Origin of the sequence: Mesorhizobium sp. AR07 (assembly GCF_024746815.1) — a bacterium.
In the GTDB taxonomy this organism is placed as follows: Bacteria; Pseudomonadota; Alphaproteobacteria; order Rhizobiales; family Rhizobiaceae; genus Mesorhizobium.
In genome coordinates this window covers 5362690-5377593 of sequence record NZ_CP080525.1, presented here as the reverse complement: position 1 = coordinate 5377593, position 14904 = coordinate 5362690, and the positions used below count along the sequence as shown (strand labels likewise).

At 63.2% G+C, this 14904-nt stretch carries 15 protein-coding genes; 1 reads left to right on the top strand and 14 read right to left on the bottom strand.

The features are described from left to right. Window positions 1–93: 93 nt before the first annotated feature. The 7 genes from truB to rimP all read right to left on the bottom strand — a co-directional run bounded on the left by truB (window position 94) and on the right by rimP (window position 7730). Window positions 94–1071: a tRNA pseudouridine(55) synthase TruB gene (gene truB, locus BPNPMPFG_RS26920; RefSeq protein ID WP_258591623.1), complete on the bottom strand. Its 978-nt coding sequence runs from the start codon at window positions 1069–1071 to the stop codon at window positions 94–96. Further along, a complete protein-coding gene (gene rbfA, locus BPNPMPFG_RS26915; protein ID WP_258591622.1) occupies window positions 1071–1496 on the bottom strand; it encodes a 30S ribosome-binding factor RbfA in 426 nt (141 codons plus the stop codon). The genes truB and rbfA overlap by 1 nt, the downstream gene beginning before the upstream one ends. 103 nt (window positions 1497–1599) lie before the next feature. Further along, on the bottom strand, window positions 1600–2154 hold the full coding sequence (locus BPNPMPFG_RS26910; protein WP_258591621.1) for a hypothetical protein: 555 nt from the start codon (window positions 2152–2154) through the stop codon (window positions 1600–1602). Between the two features lie 9 nt (window positions 2155–2163). Beyond that, the gene (gene infB / locus BPNPMPFG_RS26905; RefSeq protein ID WP_258591620.1) at window positions 2164–4740 is read right to left on the bottom strand and encodes a translation initiation factor IF-2; all 2577 of its coding nucleotides are present in this window, start codon (window positions 4738–4740) and stop codon (window positions 2164–2166) included. Continuing rightward, complete coding sequence (locus BPNPMPFG_RS26900; RefSeq protein WP_258591619.1) at window positions 4737–5387, bottom strand: RNA-binding protein; 651 nt, start codon at window positions 5385–5387, stop codon at window positions 4737–4739. The genes infB and BPNPMPFG_RS26900 overlap by 4 nt, the downstream gene beginning before the upstream one ends. Before the next feature lie 38 nt (window positions 5388–5425). After that, the gene (nusA, locus tag BPNPMPFG_RS26895; protein ID WP_056584870.1) at window positions 5426–7021 is read right to left on the bottom strand and encodes a transcription termination factor NusA; all 1596 of its coding nucleotides are present in this window, start codon (window positions 7019–7021) and stop codon (window positions 5426–5428) included. A 49-nt stretch (window positions 7022–7070) separates the two neighbouring features. Next, window positions 7071–7730, bottom strand: coding sequence for a ribosome maturation factor RimP (gene rimP / locus BPNPMPFG_RS26890; RefSeq protein ID WP_258591618.1), 660 nt, complete (start codon window positions 7728–7730; stop codon window positions 7071–7073). A gap of 262 nt (window positions 7731–7992) precedes the next feature. Here rimP and BPNPMPFG_RS26885 point away from each other — a divergent pair, with 262 nt between their 5' ends. Further along, entirely contained in the window at window positions 7993–8163 is a 171-nt protein-coding gene (locus BPNPMPFG_RS26885) for a hypothetical protein (RefSeq protein ID WP_258597097.1), read from the top strand. A gap of 63 nt (window positions 8164–8226) precedes the next feature. Here BPNPMPFG_RS26885 and trmB read toward each other — a convergent pair whose 3' ends face one another. The 7 genes from trmB to ybeY all read right to left on the bottom strand — a co-directional run bounded on the left by trmB (window position 8227) and on the right by ybeY (window position 14888). Continuing rightward, window positions 8227–8928 (bottom strand): tRNA (guanine(46)-N(7))-methyltransferase TrmB, encoded by a 702-nt coding sequence (trmB, locus tag BPNPMPFG_RS26880; RefSeq protein ID WP_258591617.1) that lies wholly within the window; start codon window positions 8926–8928, stop codon window positions 8227–8229. A 24-nt stretch (window positions 8929–8952) separates the two neighbouring features. Then, on the bottom strand, window positions 8953–10218 hold the full coding sequence (gene metK, locus BPNPMPFG_RS26875) for a methionine adenosyltransferase (RefSeq protein ID WP_258591616.1): 1266 nt from the start codon (window positions 10216–10218) through the stop codon (window positions 8953–8955). Window positions 10219–10397: 179 nt separating this feature from the next. Further along, a complete protein-coding gene (locus BPNPMPFG_RS26870; RefSeq protein WP_258591615.1) occupies window positions 10398–10817 on the bottom strand; it encodes a helix-turn-helix domain-containing protein in 420 nt (139 codons plus the stop codon). A 148-nt stretch (window positions 10818–10965) separates the two neighbouring features. Beyond that, window positions 10966–12558: an apolipoprotein N-acyltransferase gene (gene lnt, locus BPNPMPFG_RS26865; RefSeq protein WP_258591614.1), complete on the bottom strand. Its 1593-nt coding sequence runs from the start codon at window positions 12556–12558 to the stop codon at window positions 10966–10968. Between the two features lie 103 nt (window positions 12559–12661). Beyond that, complete coding sequence (locus BPNPMPFG_RS26860; protein WP_258591613.1) at window positions 12662–13132, bottom strand: VOC family protein; 471 nt, start codon at window positions 13130–13132, stop codon at window positions 12662–12664. Window positions 13133–13261: 129 nt separating this feature from the next. Then, window positions 13262–14353 carry a hemolysin family protein gene (locus BPNPMPFG_RS26855; protein ID WP_258591612.1) on the bottom strand — a complete coding sequence of 364 codons (1092 nt, stop codon included), beginning with the start codon at window positions 14351–14353 and terminating at the stop codon, window positions 13262–13264. Between the two features lie 28 nt (window positions 14354–14381). Next, window positions 14382–14888, bottom strand: a complete 507-nt coding sequence (gene ybeY / locus BPNPMPFG_RS26850) for an rRNA maturation RNase YbeY (RefSeq protein WP_258591611.1) — start codon at window positions 14886–14888, stop codon at window positions 14382–14384. Window positions 14889–14904 lie beyond the last annotated feature (16 nt).

The following is a 14904-nucleotide window of genomic DNA, read 5'->3' as shown; positions in this document are numbered from 1 at the left end:
TCAAGCGTAAAGTCGACGTGAGGTTAGAACCTTGCGTTGTCGCAATTCCGGACGGAAAACCGTTTCTCACTTTTCCTGCAATTGCTTTGGCCGTCACCCGGCAAAGACCCGCTTGGGCTTGAACATGCCTTGCTCGATGGCACCGATGGCAACCAGCTTGCCGCGTGCCGTGGCGCAGGCTTCTTCGGCTTCCACCGGTGCGTCACGGCCGCGAATGATGACCGGATTGCCGAGGCGAATCTTCGTCGCCGCATCGTCGCTGATGGCGATCTGCGGCAGGCAGTCGAGGGCCGCCGATGTATCGACCAGAAGCGCATCGATGGCGTCGAAGTCGATCGGCGCTTCTATCGCTTCAGCGGCGTCCGTCGCGTCTGGGTCGGCTTCACCCGGCGCGCCGAAGCGAGCGGCTTCCAGCTCGGCGATGGTGACGAAATCCTCCGGTGTGAACGGCTCGACCTCGATCCGGCGCAGTTCGGAAATGTGACCGAAGCAGCCGAGATCGCGGCCCATGTCGCGGGCCAGCGAGCGCACATAGGTGCCCTTGCCGCACTCGACCTCGAAAACCGTATGGTCGGCGTTGTGCTCGACAATATCGAGCCGGCCGATCTCGACCTCGCGCGGGGGTATGTCGACCGTCGCGCCGTCGCGTGCAAGGTCGTAGGCGCGTTCGCCCGCGATCTTGATGGCCGAAAATTGCGGCGGCGTCTGCATGATGACGCCGGTGTATTTCGGCAGCAGCGCCAGCACCTCGGCTTGCGACGGACGCAGGCCGGACTCCTTCGTCACCGGACCTTCGAGGTCGTCGGTCGAACGCTCCTGCCCCCAGGCAACGATGAAGCGATAGATCTTGGCGCCGTCCTGCACGTAGGGCACGGTCTTGGTGGCCTCGCCAAGCGCGATCGGCAGCATGCCGGAGGCGAGCGGGTCGAGCGTGCCGGCATGGCCGGCCTTGTCGGCCTGGAACAGCCATTTGATCTTGGAGACGGCTTCGGTCGAGCCCATGCCGACCGGCTTGTCCAGGACCAGCCAGCCCGAGATCGGCCGGCCTTTCTTCTTGCCGCGACGCGCCACTATTCGGTGTCCTTGTTGTCGTCTTTGCTTTGATCTTCAGGGCCTAGATCGCGCGCCACTTCGGGCGATTTCAAGAGGTCGTTGATCCTGGCGAAATTGTCGAAGGAGGTGTCGAGCTTGAAGCGGAACTCCGGCATGAACTTCATCTGCCGCAGCGCGCCGGAAACGCGGCCGCGGATGAATTTCGCATGCTTGTTCAGCGCCTCGACCACCGCGTCGGTATCCTTGGCGCCGAGTGGCGAGACGAAAGCGGTGGCGACCCTCAGATCGGTAGACATGCGCACTTCCGAAACCGAAACCACGGCGTTCTCTATCAACGGATCGATGATGTCGCCGCGCTGCAGGGTTTCAGAAAGCGCATGGCGCACCTGTTCGCCGACGCGCAGCATGCGCTGGGTTGGACCAGCAGTTGTTGATCTTGGCATGAAAACTCTTCCTTCGCGCGGGATCGAACCGCCATAAATCGTCCACTTAACGCTGTTGACCCGGCTTGGCTACCCACTAGGAGCCAAGATCGCGGGTTTGCCACTAATGCAACGTCCGTGGCTCGGAATGCTCTGTATCTTGGTCAGCCTGTCCAGAGGCCATGACTGACACGATCTTGTCGTACCCGGCTTTCATACTGGACTCGGACCCAAACGCGCTCATCGGAATAAGCCAGCCGCCTTCTTGCATCAGGAAGCCGATGCCGAATTCGGTCAGGGTAATTTTGTCTACGGATCTCCAGCCAATGCGGGTTTCTGAATCTGCGACATGCTTTGATATGCCGGTGGTGCTCACTCGGATCAAGGTGGGCTCGGGCTCGAAATCAGCAACCTCTCCCTTTCTCGCCAGAATGGGACTGAGATTGGTCATGATGCCTGTGACGATAATCATCATGCCAACAACTCCCAGGATTCCGGCCAGAGCACCGGAACCGTCGAGAATATTTGTGGCCAGCATGAGCGGAATGCCGACGAGAAAATGGTAACTCAAGCTCCTCATGGCGCGGAGACGACGTTCGCTCTGCGCCCTTGAGTGGGCAGCCGAAAAATCGGCGGGAGACAGAACAAAGCTGAACTCAAGGCTCCGTTCTTGCTCCATATGCCAACGCTACAGTGTCCGGGTCACCATCTCGACGCGGAAGCACTCGATGACGTCGCCGACGCGCATATCCTCGTAGTTCTGGAAGGCCATGCCGCACTCCTGGCCGCCGGGGACTTCCGAGACTTCGTCCTTGAAGCGCTTCAGGGTCTTCAACGTGCCTTCGTGGATGACGACGTTGTCGCGGATCAGGCGCACGCCCGCACCGCGCTCGACCTTGCCTTCGGTGACACGGCAGCCGGCGATCTTGCCGACCTTGGTGATGTCGAAGATCTCGAGGATCTCGGCATTGCCGATGAAGGTTTCGCGACGCTCCGGCGACAGCAGGCCCGACAGAGCCGCCTTCACGTCATCCACGAGATTGTAGATGATCGAGTAATAGCGGATCTCGATGCCCGCGGCCACAGCCGCGGCGCGCGCCTGGACGTTGGCGCGGACATTGAAGCCGATGATCGCCGCACCCGAAGTCTCCGCCAGCGACACGTCGCTTTCGGTGATGGCGCCGGCGCCGGCGTGCACAATGCGCGCACGCACTTCGTCGGTGCCGAGCTTGTCCAGCGCCGCGTTGATCGCCTCGATCGAGCCCTGCACGTCGCCCTTGATGACCAGCGGGAATTCCTTCAGCCCGCTCGTCTGCAACTGCGACATCATCTGCTCGAGTGAACCGCGCTGGCCGGCATGCTTGGCCACCGCCTTCTCGCGCGCCAGGCGCTGGCGGTATTCGGTAATTTCGCGGGCACGGGCTTCGTTGTTGACCACGGCGAAGCGATCACCCGCCTGCGGGGTTCCCTGCAGGCCAAGCACTTCGACCGGCATTGCCGGCGGTGCTTCCTTGATCTGCCCGCCGCGATCGTTGACCAGCGCGCGCACCCGGCCCCATTCGTTGCCGGCAACAAGGATGTCGCCCGGCATCAGTGTGCCGGTCTGCACCAGCACGGTGGCGACGGGGCCACGGCCCTTGTCGAGCTGGGCTTCGATGACGACGCCCTCGGCGGTACGATCCGGATTGGCCTTGAGGTCGAGGATTTCGGCCTGCAGCAGGATCGCTTCGAGCAGCTTGTCGAGATTGGTGCCCTTGGTCGCCGACACTTCGACGTCCAGCACTTCACCGCCCATGGATTCGACGAAGACCTCGTGGCGCAGCAGTTCAGAGCGCACTTTCTGCGGATCGGCATCATGCTTGTCGATCTTGTTGATCGCCACGATGATCGGAACGCCGGCCGCCTTGGCATGGCTGATCGATTCGATGGTCTGCGGCATGACGCTGTCGTCGGCCGCCACCACCAGGATGGCGATGTCGGTCGCCTGGGCGCCGCGAGCACGCATCGCCGTGAAGGCGGCGTGGCCGGGCGTGTCGATGAAGGTGATCTTGTGACCGTTCTTCTCGACCTGGTAGGCGCCGATATGCTGGGTGATGCCACCGGCTTCGCCGGAGACGACGTTGGCGTTGCGGATGGCGTCGAGCAGCGAGGTCTTGCCGTGATCGACGTGGCCCATGATCGTCACGACAGGCGGACGCGTCACCAGGTCCTCGGCATTGTCGGCGATGTTGAAGAGGCCTTCCTCGATGTCGGACTCGGCGACGCGGCGGACCGTGTGGCCGAATTCGGTGGCAACCAGCTCCGCCGTATCGGCGTCGATGACATCGCCCGGCTTCAGGATCTGGCCCTGCTTCATGAAGAACTTGACCAGGTCGACCGCACGCTCGGACATGCGTTGCGCCAGTTCCTGAATGGTGATGGTCTCGGGCAGGATCACTTCGCGCATGACTTTCTCGCGCGGCTCATTGTGCATCGCGCGCTTGAATTTTTCCTGGCGGCGACGCATCGACGACAGCGAACGAGCCCGTGCGTCTTCGTCGGACAATGCTGAATTCAGCGTCAGCTTGCCACGGCGTCGGTCTTCCTCGCTCTTGGTCGGCTTGGCCGGGCGCGCCACTTCGGGCGTGACCAGGCGGCGCACCGGCGCACCGACGCCGGGCCGCTTCGGCTTGGCTTCTTCCTCGTCGTCGACTGTCGCCAATTCAGCGGCCAGCGGCGCGCGGCGGCGCGCCTCTTCCTCGGCGCGACGACGGGACTCGGCCTCGGTCTGCAACCGCGCCTCTTCCTCGGCCTGACGGCGCGCGGATTCCTCGCGTTCGCGCTTGCGGCGCTCTTCGTCCTCGGCGCGGCGCTTGGCGTCCTCGGCGGCGCGCTGACGGTCCTCGACCTCGCGCACCTTCGAGCCTTCGAGCGCCCTGCGGCGGGCTTCCATTTCACTGCGCGACAGTTCGTTCAGCACCATGCCGCTGCGTTCGACCGGAAGCGGCGGAGGCGGCGGGGGCGGGGGCGCCTTGGGCGCTTCCTGCACGACGGGTGCTGCCACGACCGCCGGCTTCGGTGTGAAGACGGGGGCGGCAACCGGCTCCGGCTTGTCGCCGGGCATCGAGAACTTGCGCTTCTTGGTTTCGACGACGACCTGCTTGGTGCGGCCGTGCGAGAAGTTCTGGCGCACAGTGCCCTGCTCCATACCGGGGCGCTTCAGCGTCAAGGTCTTCTTCGGCGTCACACTCAGCGTATTGTCGTCACCCGATTTCGTATCGCTCATTCCATATCCTCTGCGGCATCATCTTCGTCAGCAACAGCCGCAAGCATTGCCAGATCGTCCGGGGAACCGCCCCGATACCGGTCGAGCGCAACCATGCGCTTCTGGACCGCCCTGCCCGCGTCTCCCGCGAGAACGGCAGCATGTATCACATTTGTACCCCCCAATGCCAAGCTCAACTCGGCCTCGGAGAAAAGTTTGTAGGCAAGGATAGCGGGGCCGCCGAGATGGACTGTCGCCCGCCGCGCCTGGCTGATCTTGCGCACGCCGTCGTCGGACGCCTCGGTCGCGTGAAGCACGAAAAGCGCCAATCCACCGCGCACCGCGCTCTCTACCTTGGTGGCGCCCAGCGCAATCGCGCCTGCCTTGCGGGAAAGACCAAGCATGCCCAGAGCGTATCTGGAAAGCAGCCCGTCAACCATGCCGCCGAGATCGGGCGGCACGATCACCTGTGCCTTGAAGGCGCGGGCAAAAAGGTTCTTCGCCGCAGCCTTGTCGATATGTAGGCGGTCGGCGCTCACCCAGCAACCACGGCCGGGCAGATTTCTCTTGATGTCGGGAACGACGGCCGAATCCGGGCCGACGACGAAACGGATCAGTTCATCCGGTTCGGCTTGTTTGCGTGTAACGATGCAGGTGCGATCGTTCATCTCGTCCAGGGGCGGGTTCGGTGCGATGCGGTTTCACCTCACGCACCAACGGCTTCGTCAGCCGAGACTTCTTCGGCCGCAAGCTCGTCTTCGGTGATCCAGCCGGCCTTGAGGCGGGCAGCCAGAACCATCTGCTCGGCATCGGCGCGTGCGACGCCGTGATTGGCCAGCACGCCTGGGAATACCTTGGTCTCGCCGTCCTTGCGTTCCTTCCAGCCGGTCAGGTCGTCGGCGGCATAGCCGGCGAAATCCTCGATCGTCTTCACGCCGTCCTCGCCGAGCGTCACCATCATGGCGGTGGTGATGCCGGGGATTTCGCGCAGCTCGTCCGAGACGCCAAGCGCCTTGCGCTTGTCGTCGTGCTCGGCTTCGATCTTCTCCAGATACTCGCGGGCGCGGGTCTGGATTTCCGAAGCGGTATCCTCGTCGAAGCCGTCGATCGAGGCGATCTCGCCGGAATCGACATAGGCGACTTCCTCGACGCTGGTGAAGCCTTCCGAGGCCAGCACCTGGCCGACCATCTCGTCGACATCGAGGGCTTCCATGAACAGCGACGAACGCTCGACGAATTCCTTCTGGCGACGCTCGGATTCTTCGGCTTCGGTCAGGATGTCGATATCCCAGCCGGTCAGCTGCGAAGCAAGCCGCACGTTCTGGCCGCGGCGGCCGATGGCCAGCGACAGCTGGTCGTCGGGAACCACGACTTCGATGCGTTCGGCATCCTCGTCGAGCACGACCTTGGCGACTTCCGCCGGCTGCAGCGCGTTGACGATGAAGGAGGCGGCCGAAGGCGACCACGGAATGATGTCGATCTTCTCGCCCTGCAGTTCGCCGACGACGGCCTGGACGCGGCTGCCGCGCATGCCGACGCAGGCGCCGACCGGATCGATGGAACTGTCACGCGAGATGACGGCGATCTTGGCGCGCGAACCCGGGTCGCGGGCGACCGCCTTGATCTCGATGATGCCGTCATAGATTTCCGGCACTTCCATGGTGAACAGCTTGGCCATGAACTGCGGATGGGTGCGCGACAGGAATATCTGCGGGCCGCGCTGCTCGCGGCGCACGTCGTAGACGTAGGCGCGGACACGGTCGCCGTATTTGTAGTTCTCGCGCGGGATCAGTTCGTCGCGACGGATGATTGCTTCGCCACGGCCGAGATCGACGATGACATTGCCGTATTCGACACGCTTGACGGTGCCGTTGACGATCTCGCCGATGCGGTCCTTGTACTCGTCATACTGGCGGTCGCGCTCGGCCTCGCGCACCTTCTGCACGATGACCTGCTTGGCCGACTGGGCGGCGATGCGGCCGAAATCCATCGGCGGCAGCTGTTCGGCGATGAAGTCGCCGAGCTGGGCGTCGGGATTGCGCTCGCGCGCCGAGGAAATGGCGATCTGCGTGGCGTAGTCATCGACCTTCTCGACCACTTCCATCAGCCGCTGCAGCTTCATCTCACCGGTGTTCGGGTTGATGTCGGCGCGGATGTTGGTCTCCTGGCCGTAACGCGAGCGCGCCGCCTTCTGGATCGCATCAGCCATGGCAGCGATGACGATCGACTTGTCGATCGACTTTTCACGCGCGACCGCATCGGCGATCTGCAGCAGTTCAAGCCTGTTGGCGCTTACAACCATCGTTTTTCTCCCGAGCCTGTTTGCCGGACCTTTGCGCCCGGCAGCTCAATCATAGTTCCTGTTCGGTTTCGTTTTCCGCGCCGGCTTCCGCACCCTCTTCAGCACCCTCTGGCGCATCGTCGTCGGGTTCGCCGCGGCGTTTCTTGGCTTCCTTGCGCGCCCTGTTGTCTTTCGACAGGGCATCGCGAATGAGATCGTCGGTCAGGATCAGGCGCGTTTCGGAAATCGCGTCATAGGGGACCCGCACCGTGGGCTCCTCGCCATAGGCAGCCTTTTCGCGCTCGATCAGCACGTCATGTTCGCCGGCCTCGGCAATCTTGCCCTTGAACCGCTTGCGGTCGGCGACGATGATCGATGTCTCCATCTTGACCAAATGGCCGGTCCAGGTCTCGAAATCAGATTTGCGGACCAGCGGCCGGTCGATGCCGGGCGACGAGACCTCGAGGTGATAGGCCTTTTCGATCGGGTCATCGACGTCGAGCGCCGGCGACACCGCGCGGCTGACCTCTTCGCAATCCTCGACGGTCATGGTGCCGTCTTCGCGCTCGGCCATGATCTGCAGCGTCAGCCCGTTCTGGCCCGACAGATGCACCCGCACAAGGCGGAAGCCGATGCCGCGCAGAACCGGCTGGACGATCAGCGCGATGCGCGCATCGATGCCGCTTTCGCGGATGATGCGGTCGTCGCCCTCGCTTGCCGTTGCAGTCATTGAATCCCTGTTCGAAGCTATCGGCAGGTAATAAAAAAGAGCGGGACCGGGTGGACCCACTCTTCGTCATACCGACCAAGAATTTGAGGCTGATATAAACGATCCCGGCCTGTGTTTCAAGCCCGCGTTGCCTGAGCGGACAAAAGCCGTGGCCACGCCAGCGTTGCACCAGGCGCATGGCCTCCATGCGACGGCACCTCTGTGAGCCTCAACATTGCATCCCCATCTATGTTGCGTTGCACAAAGATGATTACGAAAGGGCATGACCATGACCAACCGCAGGATTTTATCCGCCATAGGCGATCTCTTCACGACGTTTGGCAGCGCGGTCGCCGCCTCGCGTGCGGTGGAAGCCAGCCGCAGGCCGCGCGCTGACGACCTGCGCAAGCTCGGCATGGATCCGGCCGTCTTCAACAGAATCGGCCGTTTCTGAGAATTTGGCGAGCGGATGACGCTCGCCGTTGCCACGGCCAATGCCGGAGGCAGCGGGGAGCGCTTACGCTCTGATGAAGGTGAGATAGGCCGGCCGCCGTCCCTCACGCATGGCTTTCGCCTCGTAACGCGTGCCCGGCCAGCCGTCGTAAGGTCGATGCCAGTCCGCCGCCTCCGCGGCCTGCCACGCGAACGCGCCATGCGCATGGCAATGCAGTAAGGTCCAGTTGACATAGGTGTCGATGTCGGAGGCGAAGCGGAATTTTGAACCCGGCTTCAGCACACGCGCGAAACGGTCGAGATTGACCGGGCTGACGAAACGCCGCTTCCAGTGCTTCTTCTTTGGCCAGGGATCCGGATAGAGAAGATCGATGCCGTCAAGCGAGGCTTGCGGCAGCCAGTCGAGCAGCCGCGTGGCGTCGTCGTCATAGACCCTGAGATTGGCGAGTGGCTTCTCCCTCACCGCCATCATCATCTTGGCCATGCCGTTGACGAAGGGCTCGACGCCGATAAAGCCGACCGAGGGCGCTTCGGTCGCGCGATGCAGGAGATGTTCGCCGCCGCCGAAGCCAATCTCCAGGCGAACCGCCGAAACATCCGCTTCAAACAGCGTGCTCAAATCCGCCGGCGGTTCAGCCGTCAGATCGAGCCGATATGTCCCGAAACCGCTTTCCAGTGCGGCCGCCTGCTGCGGACGTATGGTCTTGCCGCGCCGGCGACCGAAGAATGCTTCGGTCGCGCGGCTTGGTCTGTCCTTCGGGTCCATGGGCCGGACTTTGCGACGCCGCTGTCAGGCGGCGACCGCGTCCTTGAGCGCCTTGGCGAGATCGGTCTTCTCCCACGAGAAAGATCCGTCCCGGCCGGCCTTGCGGCCGAAATGGCCGTAGGACGACGTCTTGGCGTAGATCGGCTTGTTGAGATCGAGATGGCGGCGGATGCCCGACGGCGACAGGTCCATCACGGTGCGCAGCGCCTCCTCGAGCTTGGCCTCGTCGACCTTGCCGGTGCCGTGCAGGTCGACATAGACCGACAGCGGCTGGGCAACGCCGATGGCGTAGGAGAGCTGGATGGTGCAGCGGTCGGCGAGCTTCGCCGCCACGACGTTCTTGGCGAGATAGCGCGCCGCATAGGCCGCCGAACGGTCGACCTTGGTCGTGTCCTTGCCGGAGAAGGCGCCGCCGCCATGGGGTGCGGCACCGCCATAGGTGTCGACGATGATCTTGCGTCCGGTCAGCCCGGCGTCGCCATCCGGCCCGCCGATGACGAACTTGCCGGTCGGGTTGATGTACCACATGCAGTTGTCGGCGATCTTGAGGTCGCCCAGCGCTTCGCGGATATAGGGTTCGACGACCTTGCGGACCTTCTTCGAATCCCAGTTCGCATCGAGATGCTGTGTCGACAGCACGATCTGCGTCGCTTCGGCGGCCTTGCCATCGATATAGCGGACCGTGACCTGGCTCTTGGCGTCCGGTCCGAGCTTGCCGGCCTCGCCGCTGCCTTCGTGACGGGCGGCAGCCAGCAGTTCGAGGATCTTGTGGCTGTAGTAGATCGGCGCCGGCATCAGATCGGGCGTCTCGCGGCAGGCATAGCCGAACATGATGCCCTGGTCGCCGGCACCTTCCTCGCCCTGACGGTCGGAGGCGTTGTCGACGCCCTGGCCGATATCGGGCGACTGGCCGTGCAGCAGGACCTCGATCTTCGCCGTCTTCCAGTGGAAGCCGGCCTGCTCATAGCCGATTTCGCGGATCGCCTTGCGGGCGACCGACTTGAACTTCGCCGGATTGACGATCGAATGCCCGGCCGCATCCTTGAGAATGTTGCCGGCCTTGTCCTTCTTGAGCAGGGTGTCGGGAACACGCACTTCGCCGGCGATGACGACGCGGTTGGTGGTGGCCAGCGTCTCGCAGGCGACGCGGACCTTCCACGGGTCCATGCCTGTCTTCTTGGCCTCGCGATAGACCAGATCGACGACCTCGTCGGAGATCCGGTCGCAGACTTTGTCGGGATGGCCCTCGGCAACGGATTCCGAGGTAAAGAAGTAGTTCTGCCGCGTCACGGGTGTCCCCTCTTGAAAAAACGATCGGCAGGCTGCCGATTTTGGCGCGCCACGTGTTAGCGGGGCAGAGCGCCGCTCGTCAAGCGTTGCCACTGCTCTGGCATGAATGTCGATGCAGTTATCTTGGGTATCTTGTGCCACCGGCGGCAGGGTGCCGCCGGTTCGAGCGGGATTGCGGATCAGTCGGGATCGTCGGCGGAGAGCGCCTTGACGAGGTCTATGATCCTGCGGCGCACCTTGGCGTCGGCGATCTTGACAAAGGCCCGATTGAGCTGAAGACCTTCGGGACTGCCGCAGAATTCGACGGCGAAAGCCATCGACGCATCCTCGGCAAAGCCACGGCCGGCCACGGCCTCCTGGCCGGGCGCATCCTCGAAAAAGAAGGCGACCGGCACGCCGAGTATGGACGCGATCGCCTGCAGCCGGCTGGCACCGACACGGTTGGTGCCCTTTTCATATTTCTGAATCTGTTGAAATGTGATGCCGAGATTTTCGCCCAGCTTCTCCTGGCTCATTCCCAGCATGTTGCGGCGAAGCCGGATGCGACTGCCGACGTGGATATCGATCGGATTCGGTTTCTTCTTGTTGTCTTCTGTCATTTTTTCCTCGCCGAATTTTTTCGGCTTTTCTCTGCTTTTTATTTTTTTCCTGCCCAAACGAAGCCGGAGGCAACTGCCCCAACAGAACGATCCACCGACTTCGAGAAATTTCAGGCGCTTACAGTATGAGTTTCTAATGTGCGGGCTGTCAATTCACCCGTAGCCTTTGCCTTACGTTCAAGAGTGCGGAGGCGATGGCAAACAGCAACATGATCAGCATTCCGTTAACGCGCCGCTGGCCGGGGGATATGACCGCCTCTTCGGAAATCGGCACACGGGCATCGATGGCGCCGCGTGAGTCGATCGCCAGCGCATCGACGATGCGTCCTTTGGGGTCGACGACGGCCGAGATGCCGTTGTTGGCGGCACGCAACAATGGCAATCCATTTTCCACCGCACGGATCTGGGCCTGCCTGAAATGCTGATACGGGCCCGGCGTGTCGCCGAACCATGCATCATTGGTAACGTTCACAATAAGCTGTGCTGACGTTGCGTCAACTGCCACGAGATCGGGAAAGATCACCTCATAACAGATAAATGGCAGCGCTCGGATGCCGTCAGGCAGCATGATGGCGTGCCGGTCGTTGCCGGCCGCAAAATTCATCGGCCCGGCAACCAGCTGGCCGATGCCGAAACGCCCGAGCAGATCGGCGAAAGGCAGATACTCGCCGAACGGCACCAGATGAACCTTGTCGACGGCGTCAGCGATTTCGCCCTTGTCGTCGATCGCCACCACGGAGTTGTAGTCGCGGCTGCCGGCAGTCGCGGTCGAGCCGCCCTCCTCGCGGACGACGCCGGCGATCAGCATCTGGCCGGGTGCGAGCATGTCGCCCAGCGCCGTCAACGCATCCGGGCGCTCGGTGAAGAGGAACGGCACCGAGGTTTCCGGCCACAGGATCAGTTGCGGCTTGTCATGACCTGACACCGGCGCCTTGGCCGATAGACCCATCAAGGTGGCGAAGATGCGGTCGCGCACCGAAGCGTCCCACTTTTCCGACAGATCCACGGCCGGCTGGACGATGCGGACATCCAGGCTGCGCGTCGCCGGCTTTTCGGGAGCGGCAAGCCTGACATAGCCGAAACCGACATGGGCGGCGGCGAGGATGACGAACAGCGCCGCGCCGAGGCGCAGATGCCGGCGCGCCGCCAGCAGCGCCGGCAGCGCGAAGACGAACACCGCGAGCGCGTTCATGCCGATCATGCCGGTCACCGAAACGCTCTGCATCAGCAACGGCACGGGCATGGCCGCGTAGCCGACGGCATTCCAGGGAAAACCGGTGAACAGGAAGCCTCGCAGCCACTCCGCCAGCCCGAAGCCGAAGGCAAGGGCGGCGATGCGGCCGATGTCGCTGCTCCACAGCAGCCGGGCGACCATTGCGGCAAAGCCGTAAAAGAAGGCGAGCGCGAAGGGGATGCCGACCACAGCGAAGGGGAGCGCCCAGGCAAAGCTGTCGGCCTCGACCAGCAGCGCCGAGCCGATCCACCACAGGCCGGCGAGGAAATAGCCGAAGCCGAACCACCAGCCGATGGCGAAGGCCGGCCTCAGGCGCCGAAACAGGCTGCCGGTGGCTTCGCCGGTTGCGCCGTCGAGCAGCCAGACCAGCAGGGGAAATGAAATGAAACAGGCCGCGAAGAAGTCGTAAGGCGCCTGGCCAAGCACGGCAAACGCCCCAGCTAGAAACGCCACCAGCGCGCGCCGCCAACCCCAAAGCAGAATTATCCGGCCGGCCAGGCGCTCCATGCATACTTCCGAGTCGCGCGAATCAGGACGCAAGATTTAACAGGCCGCGGTCCGCGCTCCAAACGCCGGATGGATGGCCGTGATGCAAGCTGCTGCCAGCGCCCTACCGGTGCCAGCCCTCGATGCGCAGGCCGCTCAGTTGCTCGGCCTCTTCACGGGAAACGGCGCGGATGGTCTGGGTGAAGGTCCAGACATGGCCCTCGGGATCACGCGCGCGATACTGGCGCTCGCCGTAGAACTGGTCGGCAGGCTCCTGGATGATCTCGGCGCCCTTCGCCCTGGCGTGTTCACAATGAGCGTCCAGGCCATGCTTCAGCCTGATATAGACCGATTGCGTGTTCTTGCCCGCGATCGAAGCCGGGCTGGCGACGTGGTCGGTCCATTCGGAATCGACGATGATGTAGCCGTCGCCGAACCGCATCTCGGCGTGGACGAGCCTGCCCTCGGCATCGCTGACCACCATGCTGCGCTCGAAACCGAAGGCCGCCTCAAGCCAGTCCAGCGCGGCCCATGGATCCCGGCAGAACACCCCGGACCCCAGGGTGGAATGCTTGAAGGGGTCTTCGACCGTCATCCGCGAGCGCTTAGATTCTTGTTTTGTCGCATGATGTCTATCCGAAAAGTCTGCAACTTTTCGGCATCATGCTCTGGTGTTGTCGCATGATGTTTGTCCGAAAAGTCTGCAACTTTTCGGGCATCATGCTTAAGCCTGCTCGGTGCGTGCGGCGCGCCGGCGGCGCTCGGCCTTCTGGCTCTGAACGATGCGCACGCGCTTGACGCGGCGCGGATCCGCATCGAGCACATGGAACTCGAAGCCAGGGATGGCCTGCACCACTTCGCCGCGTGCTGGCACCCGGCCGAGCGTGTTGAAGATCATGCCGCCGATGGTGTCGACATATTCGCCGTGTTCGCCGGCCGCGAAATCCTCGCCGATCATCTTGGCGACGTCGTCGATCTCGGCCTTGCCGTCGACGATGAAGACGCCGTCACCGCTCTGGACGATCATCGGCTCATCGTCGTCATGCTCGTCCTCGATGTCGCCGACCACCATCTCGACGATGTCCTCGAGCGAGGCTAGACCGTCGGTGCCGCCATATTCATCGATGACCAGCGCCATCTGCGTGCGCGTCGTCTGCATGCGGCCCATCAGGTCGGAGGCGAGCATGGACGGCGGCACGAACAGCACCGGGCGGATCAGGTTGAGGTCGCCAATGGTGCGCGCGAGGTCAACCTGGGCAAGATCGAGAACCGTTGCGACGGGGGTTTTCCTTGTCGCACGGCCCTTCTTGACGCGCGCGATCTTGGTGATGTGGGCCAGCACGTCGCGAATATGGACCATGCCGCGCGGATCATCGAGCGTCTCGGAATAGACCGGCATGCGCGAATGGCCGGATTGTTCGAAGGTACCCAGGAGGTCGCCGAGCGTCGTCGTGATCTCGACCCCTTGGATGTCGGCGCGCGGTACCATGACGTCCTCGACGCGCACCTCGCGCAAGCGCAGGATGTTGTTGAGCATGGCGCGTTCGCCGGGCGAGAAGGCGCCGGCGTCGCTAGTCGTTTCGGCAAGCGCGCCGGCGATTTCCTCGCGCAGGCTGGTTCCGTTGCGTTGCCGGAACAGGCCCAGCACGCGGTCGAACAGGGAGGGACCGGCAGGCGATGTTTCGCTGCCGGCGCTGCCGGCGCTGGCAGCACCAGAGGTAACGGTACTCGGACTTGATCCCTCTTCCGACGTATCGGAAGCCTTGGTTGCACTGCCGGCGTCGGGGCGGGCGGCAGTCTCTGGTTTGTCGTTCATCGTCGTCCGGTCAATTGGTCAGACGTAGTTACGCGTAGGGATCGGGAATGGCAAGCCTTGCAAGCGCTGCGCGCTCGATGGCTTCCATCGCCTCGGCCTCGGCGTCGGTCTCGTGATCGTAGCCCAACAGGTGCAGCAGGCCGTGGATGACGAGATGGGTGATATGGTTCTCGACAGGCTTGTTTTCCAGTGCCGCTTCGCGCGCAACGGTCTCGGCGGCCAGCACGATATCGCCCAGCATCGGCGGCAGCGGGCCGCCTTGCACAAGCGGAAAAGCCGGGAAAGACAAGACGTTGGTCGGTTTGTCCTTGCCGCGCCAGCCGGCGTTGAGAGTACGGATATGGGCGTCGTCGGAAAAAACGAGGCTGAGTTCGGAACGTCCCGTCACGCCGGTTTCGGCGAAAGCAGCCGCGACGGCGCGATCGACCAGCCGCGTCAGGCTTGCCTCATCAGGCCAGTCGCCGGCTTCGACCGAAATATCGATGTCGACGGGAACGGCAAGTGCCTCGCCGCCGGATATGTTGTCCTCAGGCATGAGGCCGCATCGTCAA